The sequence below is a fragment of the Pedobacter sp. BAL39 genome, assembly GCF_000170795.1.
GTDB lineage: Bacteria > Bacteroidota > Bacteroidia > Sphingobacteriales > Sphingobacteriaceae > Pedobacter.
This window is the reverse complement of the sequence record NZ_ABCM01000003.1, coordinates 262014-280814: the sequence shown is the minus strand read 5'-3', so window position 1 is coordinate 280814 and position 18801 is coordinate 262014. Positions and strand designations below refer to the sequence as shown.

Here is an 18801-nt window from a genome sequence, read left to right as displayed (position 1 = left end):
TTTAATATAATCCTAAACCGCATATTCTTTGCGTATGATCGCTGCGCCTGCGCTCAAAGCACTTAACTTCCCTCTTGCTACCACTCTTGACAAAGGCGCCATACCACAATTTGTAGAGGGGTAAAGATTTTCGATATCTACGAATTTAAGGGCGTTGCGCAGCGTATTGGCTACTTCTTCAGGTGTTTCGATTGTGTCCGTTGCCACGTCAATGGCGCCAACCATTACTTTTTTACCCCGAACAAGTTCCATTAGATCCAGAGGAACATTTGAGTTGTGGCATTCCAACGAAACAATGTCAATTGCAGATTTTTGAATTTTGGGAAAAATCTCTTCGTATTGACGCCATTCTGAACCCAATGTTTTTTTCCAGTCGTTATTGGCCTGTATTCCGTAACCATAGCAGATATGTACCGCAGTTTCGCACTTTAAACCTTCAATTGCCCTTTCCAGCGTTGCCATTCCCCAATCGTTTACTTCATCGAAGAAAACGTTAAATGCAGGCTCATCAAACTGGATCACATCTACCCCAGCCTCCTCCAGCTCCCTCGCCTCTTCATTGAGCGCTTTGGCAAATTCCCAAGCCAGTTTTTCCCGGCTTTTATAATGGCCATCGTACAAAGTATCTACCATGGTTAAGGGTCCCGGTAGTGCCCATTTGATCGGTTTAGTGGTTTGTTTACGCAAAAATTTGGCGTCTTCAACAAAAACTGCTTTTTGTCGGGCAACATCGCCTACAACCATCGGAACACTCGCATCATAACGGTCACGGATTCGCACCGTTTTGCGATTTTCAAAATCTACACCGCTTAGATGCTCAATAAAGGTGGTCACGAAATGTTGGCGTGTCTGCTCACCATCACAAACGATATCCAGTCCTGCCAATTCCTGTTCCTGCAGTGTAATGCGCAGCGCATCCTGTTTTCCTTCCAATAACTGGTCGGCTTCCAATTTCCATGGTGACCATAGTTTTTCGGGTGGTGCAAGCCAGGCAGGTTTGGGCAAACTTCCAACAATTGAGGTTGGCAATAATAATTTCTTCGTCATAGAATAATTTTAATGTGGCGTATGAATTAAAGTGAGAAATTGGCAGACCATTGCTCAAGGATATCCTGGTAAGGCTTGATGAAATGCTCTTCAGCATATCTGCCCTGTTCAACAGCCAAACGGCTGCGCTCTTCGCGGTCATATTCCACTCGGGTCAGTGAATAGTCTTCGTGCCTAAGACTAGGTTGATAGATTCTGCCGGCCACTGAATTTGCATTGTAAATTTCAGGGCGATAGATCTTCTGGAAAGTCTCCATCGTGCTGATCGAGCTGATCAGTCCAATGTCAGTATAATCAGAAAGCAGGTCTCCGGAATGATAAAAAGCCATCGGTGCCACAGCGTTTGGAGGCATGAAAAAACGAACTTTTAAGCCCATTTTAGCGAAGTATTCATCGGTGAGAGAATACTGATCCTGCTGGTACTCAAAACCCAGAACGGGATGCTGGTACTCCGCGCGGGTATAGGTTTTATTGCCCGATACACTCAAACAAATGATCGGCGACATTTTAAAGTGCTCTTTATAAGTTGTCGAATTCACAAAACACTTATAAAGTTTTCCATGCAGATCGCCAAAATTCTCAGGAACAGTAAAACTGGGTTTATCTTTATTGTAGTCGATCAATAAAACACTGAAATCATAATCACGCACGTAAGAAGAAAAATTATTTCCGGCAACACCTTCGATTTGCTGACCCGTCTTACGGTCAAAAATATTCGTTTTTAAAACTTCGATCATCGGCAGATCATTGATACCGTTCTTATCATCGATACGCATCGTTACGGTGAGGATTTCCAGTTCTACATGGTAACGATCGCCTTTTGGATTATCAACATGAGCTAATGCATTAAATCGATTGTTGATCATATTTAAGGCATTACATAAGTTTTGTTTGCGGTTAGCTCCTCTAGCCAGGTTTGCAAAATTGGTTGTCAGACGCGTCTGATTTGAGGGGTGATAGTTTTCATCTAAACAAGTGCTCTTTAGTGTGAACACAAATTCATTCTTGATGGTATCCTGGATATTTTCCATGTATTTCTTTAACTTTTTAAATGGTTAATGATCATTAAAAAGTTCTTGTTTATTCAGGATACGACAGGCAAAAGAAAGGATTTGAGAAGGAGAGATAGACACGAAAAGGCACAGCCACCCCCTGAGGGTTTGCACCTTTAAGCTATACAATCTGATCAATAACCTCTTTACGCGGAAGTATCGTCAATTCAGAAAAGGCAGGTATCCTGACTTGTAACGGCTTTTACCGGCCTTCCCGTGTTTCACAGTGACCATCATTGGTAAAACCTTTTGTGTTACTTACAGTTGCGCGACAGCTCGTGATTTGCACACGATTCCCTATTAATTCACCGCTAAGTAAAACCTTTCCTAATTGCTGAAAAAAGCAAAGAACCACGAGTTTTAAACTCTGCTCAAAGGTACAAAAACAGTCATAAAGGTCGATTAATGCACATAATTTCAACCAAAATTGCTTTAAATGGATAATTTATTGAATTTTTATGCGGTTTGTGCGTACTTTAGTGTCCTTTAACAGTGATTTATGCTATGGAACAATTGGATGGGATCGATCTTAAACTATTAAAAATATTGGGCGATGACTCCAGTCATACCATCAAGGAACTCGCTGCGAAAGTAAATTTGACTCCATCGCCGGTTGTGCAGCGTGTAAAACGCCTGGAAACCGGTGGTTATATCAAGAAATATATCGCGCTGCTTGACCCAGAAAAGTTTAACCAAGGCTTTATTGTGTTCTGCAATATCCGGCTTAAGCAGCATGACCGGAAAGTGGGCCACAGCTTTGTAGCAGATATTCTGAAGATCGAGGAGGTTGTAGAATGTTATAATATCTCCGGCGATTATGATTTTTTTCTGAAAGTGTATGCCAAAGACATGAAGCATTACCAGGACTTTGTTTTTAATAAATTAGGCTCCGTTGAAAGTATTGGAAGTACACATAGTACCTTCGTAATGGCCGAGATCAAAAATACACACAATATCAGTTTTTAATATCGTCGGAAGTCAGGATTAATGGGCTCCTTTTTTTGTTACCCCAATCCATAAGCGTCCGGTACAGAACACCTGTAAGCCAGTTATGAAGGTCATCGACACTGGCGCTCGCCTTTTGCCAGCTCCAGGCTCGCATTTTTAGATTAACTAAGATTACCGTCAATAACTAAGTGATTTCTATTTATCACCGAAGTGAAGACTAAATTTCCATGAAACTGAAGATAATTTTATTTTCAATTGTTCAATATTCTCTACTAAATCCTGAAAGCTGGGCGGATTCTGCTCATAAATCATTTCGCTTTTCATCTTGTTGTAATCGGCTTCCCAAGCTTTAATAAAATCAGGATGTGGCACAGGATTTAAAGTAAGCGGATTATGCTGGTTATAATCCACCCCTCCGATTTTTGCATATTCATATCGGTGAGCTACAATAGTCTCATATAAATCCTGGTTCTCCAGGGCAGACAAAACTCCATCATGTTTTGACAAATGAAAAACATCATACATATGACGGCTCAAGCGATCAACGCGGATTTTCTCAGCTGGCCGGCTAAATTCTTCATGCATTTTCAACAGCAAAAGCCGGCATTCCTGTTTGATTACTGATCGCATTAAAAATGGCCGCTTTTTCCGCGGATTCTATCTGATAAAATTGATTCATTACTACAATGCCTTTTTCATTATTTTCCGTATCCATACCGGTGCCAGGGAAATATCATGCTCCAGATCTTTCTGATCCTCTTTCCTTAACAAGTCAAGAATTTTATGCTCATCCTCTACACTTACTTTTCCGTTTCCCATTTCTTTTAAAGCCTGGATCACTAGGCGGCTGATTTTCCCCTTTGCCAGTAAGTTAGCCGGAGTTGTTTTCTTAAACGTAATTGTTCTTCGCCCGATTTTCATTTCGCGGGGAGATCCATCGGTCAGCAGCACAATTTTCATGGGGATCTGTGTGCTTAGCCCTAAAGCATTCAGCGCATAAACCCCGCTAGGAACCGTACGAATTTTATCTCTCTTAGCAATCGCATCGGCAACAGCTTCAGCCGAGGGCATAACCGCACCAAGATACTTACTTTCTTCAGGCCTGACATAAATACCCTGAGCTACACGAACAATCTGCTCTCTATCTGTAAGACGTTCTAAAGCTTTCCTGACCGCATCAGAAGAACCATATTTACTAAAATCATCAGGAAAAAACAAAGTTCCCCTTGGCTTTCTCCTGATAGCACTTTCTATCTGTTTCCCTATACTTTCCATTGCAATTCAGCTAAACTATTGTCACAAATTTAATCAACATTTGTGACAATAAAAACCTAATTACAGTCACAAATATTGACAACATTTGTGACACATTTGACATAAGCAGTAAAATCACAATAAGTAATATCTAAATCAGAAGTATGCCCAGTCTCACAACCGGCTAGCGGGCGAATCCCACATCGCCACAACCAGCATCTGAATTTTAACCTTTTCATGCCATTCTCATTGACATAACTCGTACCGGAAACACTCATGAGCATTTAATTGGGTATAGCGATTTGGTTCATCACGGGCACATAAATATCAGAGGTCAGCTGATCACTTTCAATCGATACGATCAGGCTGTATCTTACGGACTGACTTGCTAGCCCGAGTTTTTTCCTGGTTTTATACCAACCGCTGCGCGGATAAATAGCAATCACATTGCGTGTAGACAAATCCGCACCGGAAATCGTAATGAAATCTTTTTTTAAAGAACCTCTTGACCTAGCTTGTTTAAGCGACCAGATCTCTCCGGGCCGTTTTACAACCTCCTCTGTTTCCTCTTCTTCTTCAGCTTTAGAAATCCGCTTTTTGAAATCCTCCAGATCTTCTGCCGGTTTAATGATTGAAAAATCGAGTGAATGGGAATGGTATTGAAAATTGTTTTTATATATCCTTGCACCCGGATTAGGGTCAATGAAATAAGATAGAGTAATAGTTAGAGTGACATTTCTATTGGCAAGTTCCTCAAGTAAAACTTCGGCCGGCCAGGGAAGTTGGTACAAATGATAATTGTTGTAGGTGGGAGTATCGTTAGCATACTGATGATAAGGCTGAATCGTCCTTTCCATGATCAAATTAAGAGCATTTGATGCCGAATATAAAGCCCGTTCCAAGTTTGGCACTCCATAGCCAAATCTTCTTAATAAATTCCGTTTCTGGGTACTGGTCATTTCTGCCGGATCAAATCCACCGGTCATTTCGCCGGTGTATTGTGCAGAATGGATGATCAATGCCCTTATGGTTTCAGGCCATAGGTTTGGATATGCTGTCCAGATTTCAGCGGCCATTTTTGCAGTTAAAGCTGCAGCTCCACTGGTGTCCCCAAATAGCTGGAACTGCTGGTCCAGATGGCGCTTGCTCGCTGTCAACATTTGCAGCGTAGGGTGGTGAGCGATGTCAGCACCATCAGTAATCATATTTCCTCCCTCCATTACAATATCCGGTTTATTGGGCCATTGACTTTCAAATAGCAAGGAAGTTGAATTGGATGGAGCCATCGCACCACGGGCCGCCAAAATACGCCAGCCGGGTCTTTCCCTAGGATCAAACCGGTCCATGCTCGTATAACTACCTACACTTATGGCATTGTACGCCTGCGCCGGATCGTGAACAGATGTTGTATCATTCAAACTATAGTAATCTGCATGCTTTGCTGTGCTGACATTTCCGCCGCTAATGATAAAAAGCTGCTGTTCAGCAGCCAGTTCGGAATTGCCAAAACAAAGCTTATCTATGGTGGAAGACCAGGAAGAAGGCCTACCTCTAAACACAGTTGCAGCATCAGTAATGCTTAAGCAAAATACCCTTCTCCGCTGCCCGTCAATGATCACCGGAAGGTCAACAGCCATTTGCGTAATGGCCCCATATAGTTCTGGATCGTTTTCTACTCCATATTGTTTAACCTTGAAAGATTCCAAGCCATGCCTGATGACAATGCTGTTCCGGGAATCCAATGCGTCGGTAAGGTCACCATATAAAGCCAGCGCAGCCATGCCGGTCCCATGTCCTTCACTACCCCAAGTGTCATGCGTTCCCCACGCATTATTATAAGCATAAAGGCGATGATCGGGTAGAAATGGACTGATCAATGCATGATGGTGATTCACTCCACTGTCCAAAAGACAGATGAGTGTTGAATCATCATCGACTGCCACCTCGGTTCTTTGTAAAAGTTCATTGATCCAGTTATCGCGGCCGCGGATACCTTCTCTACTAAAGCAGTCCGCTGTTTCCTGAGGTTTACGGAGTTCAGCAAGGTTGTCGAGCAGCACCAGCGAACGAGAAAGCTGACGAGCTGTTGCCTTTACCAGCCGTACGGTATGCTCCCGAAAATTAATCACCGACTGTCCAAGCTGAGCACCTACCGCATTTAAATTTTGTGTGATTTGTACCAAGCGGGCTTCTTCATCAGCTGATTTACGGAACCAGACTTCCCACCATCTCACTTCATCCAAATCTGGAAAAGGATACTGCGGCGCATCTGTCCAGAATTCCTGAATGGTGGCTAGCTGGATGGCTGTTATATTGGCGATTAATTTATTGTTTTTAGGATTGGTCGCCACCACATTTCCATCTTGATCCTTTTTACTAACATCTTTCTCTGCGTTGAGATACTCATCTACAGCTTTGATAAAATGAGAAATACCACCCTCTTTCAGCATAACTAGCACCCTGTAACGTTGGTGCTCATCATTAGCAGTACTTTCTTCAACAATCTTTAAAATCTGATATTTGGGGCGGCGTGCTTCATTATGCAGGCTTGAAAAACTAAGACCGAAATCCCATTCAGAGTAGAATTCGACGTAAATGGCGTCCTCATGGATAATTCCATCCGGAAGATCTTCGGCCCGAAGTTGCTCGAACCGTTCCTGTATCTGAGACAGCTGTTCCTTAATACGGGCACCATGAATCGCCCGGTTTCTGACGGCAACGCGAAATGGAACAACAACCGTTTTTGGATAATTGTAATTAACATCCGTTGAATGCCCCTCAATTTTGAGATGCGGCAAATTAAAGATTGGAGGCATTTAGATCTTTTTTTTGTGAAGCGTTTTAGTCAATACTTCTAAAGATAGGGAATTTTCACTACTAAGTATCATATACTTAATAGCTTCCTCAGTCGCCTTAACAATATCTGAGTAGTTTAAGCCAAGGCTAGCATCCGCTAAAGTTTCAAGATTGACCTCTTGATCAAAATGATAGTTCTGGGTCAGCTTCTTTAGTATTTTTTTAATACCTTTTTTATCTGGCCGCGGGTATGTGATAATTTCATCAAACCGTCTGAAAAGTGCTTTATCCAAGGATTCAGGCAGATTTGTAGCGGCAATTATGATACTGTTGCTGTTGTCTTTTTCAATATTGATCAAAAAGCTGTTCAGTACTCGCTTCACTTCGCCCACATCCTGACCTAAATGACGATGGGATCCAATAGAATCGAATTCATCAAATAAATAAACAGCGCGCTGATTAACCATGGAGTCAAAGATCAACCTGAGTTTCACAATTGATTCACCCATGAATTTTGACATGATACCATCTAAGCGTACGATAAAAATAGGGATACCCAACTCGCCTGCGATAGCCTCCGCAGTCATCGTCTTACCACATCCGGGAGGGCCCATAAGGAGCAATTTCCTCTGTGGACTAAGGTTATATTGCCGGAGTATTTCCGCTTTCTTTTGCTCATTGATCAGTTGGTCCAGCGTTTGCTTTAACTCAAGGTCAAGTACCATGTCTTTCAACGTGGACTGGGGCTGAAAAATATCGATCAGCTCAAGTAATTCCCTTTTCGGCTGCGAAAGATGAACAGTAGCGGATTTATCAAATGCATGATGGGAACGGTTTTGTTTCGCCTTGTCAATCAGTGCCTTTAGTTCCTGCGCAATATTGACGTGCCCTTTTCGAGCCTCAGCAGCTGCAATTTGAATGGCAGACGAAAAAAAACGTTCTTCGTCGTCCTCGCCAAACGATTTAATTAGACTTTTAATTTGCTCCGCTGCCATAATCTGCTTCGAAAATATAACAATTTTATTTTAATTCCATCGTTTTCTGGAAATATTATTTTCAAATCATACACAATTGAAGCCAAACTCGCCTATAATGGCCGACACGGTGTTGGCCATTGTGGCACGTCATTTATCTTAATAAGCTGGCAGGTAGCAGATTTCCTAGGAGCGGTGGCGAAAATCAAGTGGATGAAAAAAATTTTATATTTTTCCATGAAAACGAAATGGATCGGGACTCTAATCCAACTTTTATACCAGTATACATTTCTACAATCAAAACGAACTTTAGTATTTCTGCTTTGACCAAGGTTGGCGTAAGGGGGTGAAATTATTACACCGCACAGCGTGCATCATTGGCAAAAGTTTAGACTCCTTTTAAGTTCAAAGAGCATCTTCCAAAAATAATCCAATCTGGAAATCTACAAATCCCCCTAGCTAGCAGGACTTTATCAAAAGCGCCTACCATAGCTCGTCAGTTTTTTATTAGAAGATAGTTTTCTATCTTGCGTTAGCTCTATTAATAAACCAAATATCTAAATGCCAAAATCTGATGAATTCGCTATTGTATTCGGCTATAAAATAACAGAAAGACATATTGATCGAATTGTAGCTGACTTTTTTAAAGCTTATACATCTAAAAAATATACCAAATATATTTTTGATCTATCTGAAGTTGAATGGGTTTCAAATCAGGAACTTGTCATACTAACTGGACTCATGCATTATCTGATTGAAAATGACATTCCTTTTTTCGTGCATTTTTTAGGGGTTGGAAAAATTCCGAAGGTCTCAAAACGCAAAGCCAAACAATTCGTCCAAATTTGGGATGTTTGGAAAATATATGAAATAGTACCCAATCAAAACTATGCGAAGTACTTTGACCTAGATGGCAATCAAATACAGCGTTTTAAAAAAGAATTTAAATTGTCGTCGGAAGAGTCCGAAATTTATGACAGATATGGTGTAACGCCCTTCATCACCCTCGATTTTGTTAAAGGCTATAGTGATCGTAAAATCTCAGAACTATTATCAGATATTTATCTTTTAAACGACGCGACCAATGATATCCTAAGCTTAAACAACTGTGCTCTTCCGTTTGAAAACCAAACGCTCAGCTCGATAATAACAAAGGAGTTATATGAAAATTTTCTTGACCATTTTCAAAAGTCATTTTTCAATTCCAAAAAAGAGTATGCATTTATGAGTCTTTCGTTGAAGACCAAATTCAATGAAAAATCCTTTAATAAAGGAGAAGTTCAGTCCATGCTGGATAAGAATTTCAACGATGAAATGATTGACGAGGGTAAAAACTTCTATAGGGACAAAAAGACTGGAAAGTGGAAGAACCAGTCTGTACTTCAATTGTCTTTTTTAGATTTTGGTCTAGGGATTCCTACGACACTCAATGCTCAGTATTTAAAAGCAGAAAAGACGTCTGATGAAGGAAAGTTGGTAAATGCTTCCCACGATACAAAAGTATTGAGGTATGCGTTTGAACCCAATTCATCGAAGCAGCCAATTAGTAAAAAATATCTAGAAAAAATCAACGTACCCAGAGGATTATTTGACCTGCTGACTATTGTTAGACGGTTCGAGGGGTTGTTGGTGGCCAGAAGTAACTATGGCAAAATACTATTCGATTTTTCGGATAGAAAATCTTTTGAGGAAGCTATAGAAGTGTTTGGAAACGGAGAAGAATTTTTTCCAGGAACTTTAATCAGCATATATGTCCCTGAACGCCATTCCAGTGTACAAATTGAAGGAACTGCAATTAAACAATTACTGAATGTTGACCAGTATGCATACTTCAATAAGAAAATAGAATATGTAAGCGTATTCCAAATTCAAAAACAACTACAGGGAGAGGATTTAAAAAAGAGAATCTATGACGATCTGTTTGATCTGCTATTAAATAAAATTATTTCATTTCCGGACAATACGCTGATCTATATTGATTTCGAAGGTTACCAGATAGACGAAAGGATCAGCAAGAAAATCATCTTCTTCCTAATTTCTGACTATTCGATAAATCTGTTAAAGAATGTTGTAATCATTAACCCGCCCCCATTGGAGTTTTTGATCAACATTAGAGAAGAGATCAAATACCTCAGTGAAGTCGATCGGAAATATAAGATTCATCCAACACCATTCATATATCTTAGCAATGTAGAAAGCGAGCTTACAATTTTCTGGCTAGGGGTATATTCAGACGCAGATATATCCAAGCTGAATGAATTGTTACTGGATGATCATAGCTTAAGGAAGGGAGATTTTCAATATCCGGATGATATTATTGGGCATATCAACTATTATGATAGCCAGGGCAACCTAAAATCCTTTATAAACAGAGAAGAAATTCAAAAGCAGTATGATAAGGCCAAGAAAACGTCAAACAGTAATATAGTCTCAAATTACCAAGATAGAGTAGAGAAATCTAAACAACTAGAACTAGAAAATTTGGTTGGCGAATCTACCTTAAAAATCAACGGAAGCGTGTTTCTCTGCAGCGGAAATTATTACCAATATCAGTATGTGCAGATGTCTAACATGCTCGGTGACACAAATAACTGCGAATACATTTCGAACGCTATCTTCGAAATCATTTCCTACCACATTATAAAAAATCCAGAGATAAAATTTATATGCATTTCTTCTAATAGCCAAAAGATTGTAAAATCACTGGTAGATAACAATCTTATCAAAGGAAAAAATGTCGTTGTTGTTTCGAATCATCATTCTTTTGTTTCTGAACAATCCTTTCAGGACAACATAAAGCCAGGGGATGAGTTTATTTTGATCTGCGACGTAATCTCGACCGGTTATCTCGCCAATTTCCTTGATCGGTATCTAAACGAAAAAGAAGCTAATTTATCACACGTGGCTGTAGTTGTTGATACACGCGATCCTGAATTCGAGAGTGAGAAGTACGACAAACCACAATTGGATAAAAAGCTGACTGCATTGGTGCAAAGGCCAATAAAGAAGCTTAAACGAGCTGGCCTTCGACAAAAGTTGAAGGACAGAAGTTTGAAAGTTGTTAGAATAAATCCGTATACAAACACACCTATAGAGTTGTCCGTCAAGGGTAGCCATCAAAAGGATTCAATCTTGCTCGAAAATGTGGAATTTATTGAATTGATCCCTGACGACTGTATCAAAACAGGCTACTTCAAATTTAATAACCTAATCCATCCATATTTCTTCGATTTAAAAAACCTTCTAAAAGACAGAGACAACTGTAAAGATATACTAAAAGTAATTTTCGAAAGAATTGATCAAAAATTCCTAAAAAGGCTAAATATGGTCTTTTATCCAAAGGGTTCAGCAGCAACTAATATAGACAATGACATTTTAACAGTTGACGTTTTAAAGAATAACAGCATAGACATTTACGAACTGGAACGGTTTCAGACAAATGAAGGTTGGCGCTTTCCCGATACACCTAAATTTCTAAAAACCTTGTCACACCAGAAGGTGGTCATGATTTTTGATGATGGTTCTTGTACTGGAGATTCCATCATCCAGATGATTGAAGAAATAGCTTTGTTGGATGTAAAAGAAATTTTAGTGCTATCGATAATAGGTAGATTGAGTGATCATAAAATGGAATTTTTCTCGCGACTCAATACAATGATGGGAAGCAATACAGAGGTAAAAGTAAAAACCATTTTTGCCTGTCATTGGCACATACCCACCTACCACATAGAAGAAAGCCCGGTTGTTAAGGAGAATGAGTGGCTAGATGAACTTGTAAATATTCCCAATACCCCAAACAAGATTAAAGAAGAAGCAAGAAAAATTCTGGACGAACTTTCATTAAAAACAATCGACTCTCCAAATAATAAATATCTATTGAAGAACTGGGATGACAGCAGTATCATTAAAGAGCTCATTTTAGTGAAGGATCAGGTAGGCAAAATTGCTACCTACAGGTATTTTAAAGAGTACTTTGATTTTTTTGATGACTTTATCGTGAAATATGAAACTAAAGTTGACAATCCAGAGGGATATAAGACAATTGAACTCATCTGCGCAGTTTTTCTGCATGAACCTTATCTATACGAAAAAATAAGGAGCGTCCTTCCCGATTTAGCAGAAAGGTTAGAATCGTTTATTACAACAATAATATTTGGAAATCCGAACATACCAGATTCCCCAAGAATCGCTAAGAAATCACTTTTTTATAAATGGAGTAATAAAAACTTCTTCCATTTGTTGTTTATCTTTTTCCAGGGCAAGTATTTTATAGAAATGATGACGGTGAACAGGTTTATATTCCTGATTAAAACCTACCACAGCAGTTATTCGGATTTGAATTACTTCTTTTTAAAATTGCTAAAGTTTATTCCAATTGACGTTAATCAACTGAAAGAGAAAAAACTAGGCGGGCGTATAAAAATATTGATAGAAGCTGCCATTGAAAATTCACAATTAGGGCAGGAAAAGTCCCAGCTGAAGATGTTTAGGGCATTTATATCCACACTGCCTTTTGTTGAATCCAGTTTTGACGATTTACTCACCAAAGTTAAGAGCAATTACGCAAGAATACTTGATGACGCCTCTCACAATGAATATATCTATAATGATAAGCAGATCATCAATACTCAATTAAAAGTCTTAAACAAGAAAAAAATTAATAAAGAAGATTACGAAGAGGAGATAGTGATCATTCAGAACGCATGGGATCCAATTTCAGAGTTTATAGAAGACTTGTTGAACTTTTCTAGTCGCTACCCTAATTTCTTTTTACCATATAAAGAAAAAACCTACAACAACCTGGAGAACATCACCATATCGCTTAGAGTTTTATTGGCACAATTGGGCGATTGGATTCACAACGGGAAGTTTGAAGACGTCGCTATTATTAGTTCAAAACTTGACAAGCTTTTCGATAAATTCATTATGAACAACTCCGAATATTCGAAAATATTCAATTCCATTACAACTCCAAATATCAAAGAGGACTTTGATGCGTTTTTAATACAAATCAAAGAAACAGATCAAAAAATAAATATCGAGACAAATTCACCTCCACCAGTTACTGTAGCTTTTCCTAAGGTATATTTGCACCATGTAATATTTTCCGAGTTGAAGGAAAATCTGAGACATGCAGATCTAAGTAAAAAAATAATAATCGAATGGACTGAATCTAAAGAGTTTTTAACTTTCAAAATTCAGAACTCAATTAAAAAAGGCGTGGTTCTAAAAGGCGGAGGAAAAGGCTTGATGAGACTAAATAACCTAAACGATTTCCCCATCCAGATGTTTCATAAAGCAACTGGTTCAAATGGGATTTATTCACATGAAATTAAATTTATAAAATTATGACGTCAACAGATTATGAAATATTAGGAAAGACTATTTTGTTATTTTGGGACGAAAAAAATAATTTTGATAATGCCCTAACTAAAAGGAAAATCGGCATAGATCTGTTTCAGGATGTAAAATTAATTGAAAGGCTTGAAGTATTTAAAACAACTATTAGTGATGCTGATGATGAACAGAATTTTTTATTTCTAGTTCATTTACACCATAGCGAAAACAATAAGGGATACGATACCTTTAAAAATTCTAGCATCACCAGGTACTTTCCTGGGTTAAGGTTCCATTTAATCTCTTCAGCCCCGAAAAGAGAAATCTACGAACAGGATGGTAATAGTACTTTAGACGTATATTCTTACGACAACTACCACGATAAGATTGCGAATACATTTGCACCGCAAACAAAACTGCAGATCATCACCAATTCGTCGTTATTAGTGGACAATAAACTCACTACGACAAAGCAAGGAATTTTCCTCAGCCATACCTCCAAGGACCGGGAGGTCGTCGAAAAATTTCGTGACATTATTTTGAATAGTGGGCTAAACTTCGATCTAGCAAAAATAAAATTTACTAGTGAAGAAAATCACGGAATAGCCGGAGGGATAAATATTCCAGAAGATCTCCGAACATTTTTAAAAGATGAGACGGGTCTTTTCATTCAATTTGTCAGTCCTGACTATCTAATAAGTAGGGTTTGCCTAAACGAAGAAGGAGCAGCATGGTGTTTAATGGATGAGCTCATGTTTTTGCCTATATTATTGCCTCCGGCCTCTTCGAAAGATATAGCTTGGGTAAAAGTAGTAAATAAGGGCATTAAAATTTCCAACAGAGATTCCTTATTAAATCTGTATCAGGATAGAAAAGCATTTTTTGGAGATATAAACGTAACGCATTTCAACAAAAAAGTCGAAGAATTTTTGGAATACATTGCGGCGTCAGGATATTCAAAAGCTTAGGCACCTTATGTTATCTAGGTTGCAAGGCGCATTATAAATAACCGGACCGAATGAAATACTCAGTAATAAACATCGCTTTAGCATTATCGCAATTTGTAGCATTTTATCATTTAAAATTTCTTCCTCCATGAAAAACTGGATAAAAAAACACTTTTAGCAAAACTGACCATTCAATTGAGTACAACACCGATCTCTTAATTAAAAAAGCGATGCAGGATTTCGGATCAAATATCAACAAGGAAGACTGTAAGAAATTACAGGTCGGACGGTTCAAAACCCACAAATCCCTTTGCGCTTAGAATTGCTGCAGTTTCCTTTTGATACATTTTAACAGCCTCTGGATCAGCACACCTCGTTTCTACACAGCTGCCATTTTCCATCGCGGTTGAGCCCATACAATATAGGCTGGATAGAGCATTGGGGTGATAGGTTCGCTTCAAAAGCGCAATGATGTCGAATGCAAATTCCGAAAAATGCTGTTCCCAGAATGTCAATAACAGACTGAAATAGGCATCATCTTTATATTTAAGGCATTTCGATGTTGTCCAAAAAGATAATGATGAACTATTGTTGGGCCCAGTGTCAATGTTTTCGTTTCTGAAGTATATTTTCCCGCTGTAATATTTATCGAGCGTATCAGCGCGAAGTATAATTCCCCCATAGAATCCCCTTAGCATCGTGGCTTCGACCAGCTCGTCCATTGCAGCAAAATCCTTCTCATGCTCTTTTCGGAGCTCAAAGAACACCGTGGCGCAGAAAAAATTCGCAGGGAGATGCAGCTCGCTGCGACTGTTCGGAGGATCTAGTCTAGCCAATAATGGCTTTAACTTTGACAGCTGTTCAACAGCTTCTTTGGATGACTTCTTATTAAAAGCGGATTTTACTTCGAATACCGCGTGGACATATTCCACAGGAATTGCAAGCGATTTTCCCTGCCCGGAAGAATCCGGATTTTCCTCTACCCATAGCACTGGAGATTCCAACTGATCATATATAATCACATCATAATGCACCATGTGCTCGGAACTCGAAATGCCGGGAGAAATGATATAACCAGAGGCAACGGCATATCGCTTTGGCAGGAATTCGCTCAGCCACTTTCTAAATTCGGCCTCTGCTACACGGCCGTGCCTGGTCTTTACCAGCTTGTTGTTTTCTAAGTCCCTCGCAAGATCATAAGCAGCGAGCATTCTGGTTCGTGCAGCCAGGAACTGTTTCCACCCTTGGGTTGGCATTTGTGCACGAAGTGGAGATCCATTGTTGCTCATTTTTCTATGGTGTAGGGCTTATATTTTTCATTTAATCACAACGGCTTTCTGGAATCATTGAAGCACGCATGGAAGCCCCGCTTCCCCTCCAGTTAATATTATGAAACCTTAACCAGGTTGCCATCCATTTCTACTTGAAACTGGGGCTCCAATTCCCTTATGCTTAAATTTATGAAAAACAATTTATTTTCCAGCAATTTTTTTTGTTTCCTCAGGATGATGTTTAAAATACTCCCGAGCTTTTTTGAGCCCGGTAGCAATCGCTATTCCCTTATCACCACTTTCTTTTAAGACCTCATTGGCTATTTCGACTGCTTTTTCACGTAAATACTTTGGCTGGTTTTTATAAGACGAAGGATAATCCCCTTTAGACCATGGAATAATTTCTCCTTTTTCTAACCAAACAGCAAACAGCGATTCAAACATATTGTTTATCCCTAGCCAGTGTTAAGCTGGTGTAAAGCAACATAAGGGACAGTTATTATTTCGATTTTATGGAACTTGATCTAATGGGTGCGACAGACTCCATCCTAAAAGCATAGTTGCCCGACTCCAAACCTATCAATTCCACAGTTCCGTTTTCATCAGCTTGTACATTGAAGAAACTTCCCCCCGGGTTTTTACCGCCCTTTACGATAATGCGACCAATCGGATTTCCAGGCGCCGCCGGAAGGGAAGTGTGTAATGGGTTTTCAGCTGAATGTCCTGAGCCCCTGGTACAGCGGGTTACCTTCAATACTCAAAGAATAATCTCCAGCCACTCTCACCGTAAAGATAAATTCGTCGTATTCATTAGCCACGGCAAAAATTTGATTGGCCGAACCGGTCGACCCGCCTTTAACGATGATACCCCCGATTGGTTGTCCGTCTGAGGACGGTTGAGCAGCATTCACCCGGGCTCCGAAACTGGTATTTGGTGTTTCTCTGGCAGGAGTGGTTTTCAATCCCGATTGGGCCATAAGGGCTGAACTAAGCAGCATTAATGCGATGGTTGGTAAAAAAGCTTTCATGATCTTTACGTTTAAATTGTTGTTTGTACAGAGAGATCAACCAATCCAAATTTTTGTTACCGCCGAAATTATAAAATGATTCAGCACAGATAACCTGAACTTCATCAAATTATTAGAAGTCAATGTTAAGGACTAAACAATAATAACCCCAAGCCATTCAGCAAATGACCACATAAAAAACGGGGAACAGTCATGCCGACCATTCCCCGTTATCTAAATTAACGCCCTCAACTATTGATACGCAGCTGAAAGTGCATTATTGCGGTCCGACTTAACTTTTTTTGCTTTTAATCGCAAGCCCCTCTGCCCGCAGCTGCTGAGCAAGTACTTTACCCTGCTGCATGGCATTCCTCAAACGCGTACCCGCTGCCTTATTTCCTCTCAAATAAAACTTCTCCGCATCTTTTTCAGCGTTTGCAATCAATGTTTTTAACGATTCAATTTTTTTCATAATAACTGCTTTAATATTTAAAATTGGACGCTCCTTAGTTAAAGAAAATATATTCCTTAAACCTCAGATTAAATTGACATTACACCCCCAAGCCATGTCTGCATTAGCTTTCCAGCACCTTATTCAGATCAAAACCATACTGCGGATCATGAAACTGCTCAGCTTAAAGTTCCCATTTTCCTTACCACCTTCCAAATCCAGCTTTACCCAGGCTGTATAGATTTCCCCTTTCCCTTATCCATCCAGATATTCTGCTCCAGCGGCTTGGTAAACAGCGTCGCCTGGAATCCTTGCTCACGTAATTGAATTTCCTTTATTCCATCAACGCCAAATGGCCACTGCCCGCCAGGTCTCTACCGCTTTTCAGTTCCCCGTTTTTCAGCTCGTTGAACAGCTTAATAGCATCACTGGAATGCTCAAAAGACTTATACTGGGATTTACCATCCTTTTTCGGCAGGTCAGGCGTGATCACAAAGTACTTGTGCCCTTCTTCCAATGGCTTCGCCTTATTTTACGCAGCAGTGAACTTATTGAAATGATAAAACTCCGACTACCCCGACTGCATAGAAGGGATGGAAATCTCTACCTGTCCCCTGCTCGCGGGGATGATCTCTTTCGGCACAAAAGAAGCCACGTTGTCCTTCATGTACCGTTCCATCAGCTCAATGTTTTTCTTACTGCCCCCTAAAGCAGTCATGTCTGCCTTTCGGTCTTTCAGATGTTTAAATTCATAATTCTTGGTTTAAAATTAAAATTTCTTCATTTGCTGACAGCCGGCCTTGATGCCCGTTCCACCTCACTGAGGTTTAAAAGTAAGTCACCAATGGGTACTGTTTCAGGCCAATTGCATATCTGCTGATATTCTTTAGCAAAGCCGGCGCTTCATCCTGCCCCGTGAAACAGTGGAGATCAAACCATCCCGAGATCGAGTGATCAGTATCATAAACCCATGATCCAAAAACATAGGCCTCAATAACAAATCTTGCAAGCGCTCAACCTTGCAGTATCCACTTCGCTCCTGCTCGATTTCCTCACCTCATGAGTGCATTTCAATAGCCCTCTACAATCTTCATATTTATGGTATTTGTGCGCCGTTTTACTCAGGCACACAAATACGAAATCTTCATTATCCGCTATCATTAAAAATTTAGCACCACTGGCGGCCGCCAGTGGAACTAAGCACAACGCAATTACAATCATCCTTTTCATATCAATATTTAATCAAATGATTATCAATAAAGCTATAATAATGTCCTCTGGTCACAATCAAATGATCCAGCACTTTAACATGAAGTATTTCTCCCAGTGTCACCAGATCATTGGTAAGCTTGATATCCGCTGGACTAGGCGTTACCTCACCTGAAGGATGGTTATGCGCCAAAACGATAGCGCTTGCACCACTGATGATCGCTGGCGCAAATACCATTTTTGGATCAACATACACCCCATCCAGGCCACCTGAACCTATGGTAACGATACCAAGCACCGACATTCGCTTATCGATAAGCAAAATTTTAAACTGCTCAATCAAATAGATTTTATGTCTATTCCAATCTTGTATAAAGATCTTATAAGTCTCTGCGGCATTTCCAACTTTAGGCCTGTCGCTTGCCTTCACTCTCGGATTATACATCAGTTTTATCTCCGGGATTTTATAAAATTTGTCTCCTATGTTCATCGTTTGTTAAATTTTCTT

At 39.8% G+C, this 18801-nt stretch carries 16 protein-coding genes and 1 riboswitch; of the genes, 3 read left to right on the top strand and 13 right to left on the bottom strand.

Annotation, left to right across the window (positions count from 1 at the left end; all coding sequences use genetic code 11):
- Window positions 1-12: 12 nt before the first annotated feature.
- Window positions 13-1047 (bottom strand): methionine synthase, encoded by a 1035-nt coding sequence (locus PBAL39_RS05710; protein WP_008239260.1) that lies wholly within the window; start codon window positions 1045-1047, stop codon window positions 13-15.
- A gap of 26 nt (window positions 1048-1073) precedes the next feature.
- Window positions 1074-2078 (bottom strand): DUF1852 domain-containing protein, encoded by a 1005-nt coding sequence (locus tag PBAL39_RS05705; RefSeq protein WP_008239256.1) that lies wholly within the window; start codon window positions 2076-2078, stop codon window positions 1074-1076.
- Window positions 2079-2256: 178 nt separating this feature from the next.
- A riboswitch (cobalamin riboswitch) is annotated at window positions 2257-2440 on the bottom strand.
- A gap of 163 nt (window positions 2441-2603) precedes the next feature.
- Between PBAL39_RS05705 and PBAL39_RS05700 the strand changes: the two genes are divergently transcribed.
- The gene (locus PBAL39_RS05700; RefSeq protein ID WP_008239254.1) at window positions 2604-3065 is read left to right on the top strand and encodes an Lrp/AsnC family transcriptional regulator; all 462 of its coding nucleotides are present in this window, start codon (window positions 2604-2606) and stop codon (window positions 3063-3065) included.
- Between the two features lie 177 nt (window positions 3066-3242).
- Here the strand turns inward: PBAL39_RS05700 and PBAL39_RS05695 are convergent, their stop codons facing one another.
- From PBAL39_RS05695 to PBAL39_RS05680, 4 genes are all read right to left on the bottom strand, one after another.
- On the bottom strand, window positions 3243-3632 hold the full coding sequence (locus PBAL39_RS05695; RefSeq protein ID WP_008239243.1) for a nucleotidyl transferase AbiEii/AbiGii toxin family protein: 390 nt from the start codon (window positions 3630-3632) through the stop codon (window positions 3243-3245).
- 96 nt (window positions 3633-3728) lie between these two features.
- Window positions 3729-4322 carry a DUF6088 family protein gene (locus PBAL39_RS05690; protein ID WP_008239238.1) on the bottom strand — a complete coding sequence of 198 codons (594 nt, stop codon included), beginning with the start codon at window positions 4320-4322 and terminating at the stop codon, window positions 3729-3731.
- Window positions 4323-4585: 263 nt separating this feature from the next.
- Window positions 4586-7117 carry a S8 family peptidase gene (locus PBAL39_RS05685; protein WP_008239237.1) on the bottom strand — a complete coding sequence of 844 codons (2532 nt, stop codon included), beginning with the start codon at window positions 7115-7117 and terminating at the stop codon, window positions 4586-4588.
- Window positions 7118-8092: an AAA family ATPase gene (locus PBAL39_RS05680; protein WP_008239236.1), complete on the bottom strand. Its 975-nt coding sequence runs from the start codon at window positions 8090-8092 to the stop codon at window positions 7118-7120.
- A gap of 540 nt (window positions 8093-8632) precedes the next feature.
- Here PBAL39_RS05680 and PBAL39_RS05675 point away from each other — a divergent pair.
- Window positions 8633-13423, top strand: a complete 4791-nt coding sequence (locus PBAL39_RS05675) for a hypothetical protein (RefSeq protein ID WP_008239235.1) — start codon at window positions 8633-8635, stop codon at window positions 13421-13423.
- Window positions 13420-14376 (top strand): toll/interleukin-1 receptor domain-containing protein, encoded by a 957-nt coding sequence (locus PBAL39_RS05670; protein WP_008239234.1) that lies wholly within the window; start codon window positions 13420-13422, stop codon window positions 14374-14376. The genes PBAL39_RS05675 and PBAL39_RS05670 overlap by 4 nt, the downstream gene beginning before the upstream one ends.
- 254 nt (window positions 14377-14630) lie before the next feature.
- On the opposite strand, the gene PBAL39_RS05665 is transcribed toward PBAL39_RS05670, so the two are convergent.
- The 7 genes from PBAL39_RS05665 to PBAL39_RS05635 all read right to left on the bottom strand — a co-directional run bounded on the left by PBAL39_RS05665 (window position 14631) and on the right by PBAL39_RS05635 (window position 18783).
- Window positions 14631-15644 carry a DUF6602 domain-containing protein gene (locus tag PBAL39_RS05665; RefSeq protein WP_008239233.1) on the bottom strand — a complete coding sequence of 338 codons (1014 nt, stop codon included), beginning with the start codon at window positions 15642-15644 and terminating at the stop codon, window positions 14631-14633.
- Between the two features lie 183 nt (window positions 15645-15827).
- Window positions 15828-16070, bottom strand: a complete 243-nt coding sequence (locus PBAL39_RS05660) for a hypothetical protein (protein WP_008239232.1) — start codon at window positions 16068-16070, stop codon at window positions 15828-15830.
- Window positions 16071-16336: 266 nt separating this feature from the next.
- On the bottom strand, window positions 16337-16624 hold the full coding sequence (locus tag PBAL39_RS05655; protein WP_157273912.1) for a hypothetical protein: 288 nt from the start codon (window positions 16622-16624) through the stop codon (window positions 16337-16339).
- Between the two features lie 301 nt (window positions 16625-16925).
- Entirely contained in the window at window positions 16926-17105 is a 180-nt protein-coding gene (locus PBAL39_RS05650) for a hypothetical protein (RefSeq protein ID WP_008239229.1), read from the bottom strand.
- Between the two features lie 313 nt (window positions 17106-17418).
- The gene (locus PBAL39_RS05645) at window positions 17419-17601 is read right to left on the bottom strand and encodes a hypothetical protein (protein WP_008239225.1); all 183 of its coding nucleotides are present in this window, start codon (window positions 17599-17601) and stop codon (window positions 17419-17421) included.
- A 54-nt stretch (window positions 17602-17655) separates the two neighbouring features.
- Complete coding sequence (locus tag PBAL39_RS25245; RefSeq protein ID WP_008239223.1) at window positions 17656-17802, bottom strand: hypothetical protein; 147 nt, start codon at window positions 17800-17802, stop codon at window positions 17656-17658.
- 513 nt (window positions 17803-18315) lie between these two features.
- A complete protein-coding gene (locus tag PBAL39_RS05635) occupies window positions 18316-18783 on the bottom strand; it encodes a JAB domain-containing protein (protein WP_008239220.1) in 468 nt (155 codons plus the stop codon).
- Window positions 18784-18801 lie beyond the last annotated feature (18 nt).

Bases quoted from the DNA above. Each gene is read 5' to 3' on its own strand.
- PBAL39_RS05705 (WP_008239256.1), bottom strand. From the start codon at position 2,078: ATGGAAAATATCCAGGATACCATCAAGAATGAATTTGTGTTCACACTA.
- PBAL39_RS05690 (WP_008239238.1), bottom strand. From the start codon at position 4,322: ATGGAAAGTATAGGGAAACAGATAGAAAGTGCTATCAGGAGAAAGCCA.
- PBAL39_RS05635 (WP_008239220.1), bottom strand. From the start codon at position 18,783: ATGAACATAGGAGACAAATTTTATAAAATCCCGGAGATAAAACTGATG.
- PBAL39_RS05695 (WP_008239243.1), bottom strand. From the start codon at position 3,632: ATGCATGAAGAATTTAGCCGGCCAGCTGAGAAAATCCGCGTTGATCGC.
- PBAL39_RS05650 (WP_008239229.1), bottom strand. From the start codon at position 17,105: ATGAAAAAAATTGAATCGTTAAAAACATTGATTGCAAACGCTGAAAAA.
- PBAL39_RS05670 (WP_008239234.1), top strand. From the start codon at position 13,420: ATGACGTCAACAGATTATGAAATATTAGGAAAGACTATTTTGTTATTT.
- PBAL39_RS05660 (WP_008239232.1), bottom strand. From the start codon at position 16,070: ATGTTTGAATCGCTGTTTGCTGTTTGGTTAGAAAAAGGAGAAATTATT.
- PBAL39_RS05675 (WP_008239235.1), top strand. From the start codon at position 8,633: ATGCCAAAATCTGATGAATTCGCTATTGTATTCGGCTATAAAATAACA.
- PBAL39_RS05680 (WP_008239236.1), bottom strand. From the start codon at position 8,092: ATGGCAGCGGAGCAAATTAAAAGTCTAATTAAATCGTTTGGCGAGGAC.
- PBAL39_RS05655 (WP_157273912.1), bottom strand. From the start codon at position 16,624: ATGCTGCTTAGTTCAGCCCTTATGGCCCAATCGGGATTGAAAACCACT.
- PBAL39_RS05710 (WP_008239260.1), bottom strand. From the start codon at position 1,047: ATGACGAAGAAATTATTATTGCCAACCTCAATTGTTGGAAGTTTGCCC.
- PBAL39_RS05665 (WP_008239233.1), bottom strand. From the start codon at position 15,644: ATGAGCAACAATGGATCTCCACTTCGTGCACAAATGCCAACCCAAGGG.
- PBAL39_RS05700 (WP_008239254.1), top strand. From the start codon at position 2,604: ATGGAACAATTGGATGGGATCGATCTTAAACTATTAAAAATATTGGGC.
- PBAL39_RS05685 (WP_008239237.1), bottom strand. From the start codon at position 7,117: ATGCCTCCAATCTTTAATTTGCCGCATCTCAAAATTGAGGGGCATTCA.
- PBAL39_RS25245 (WP_008239223.1), bottom strand. From the start codon at position 17,802: ATGACTGCTTTAGGGGGCAGTAAGAAAAACATTGAGCTGATGGAACGG.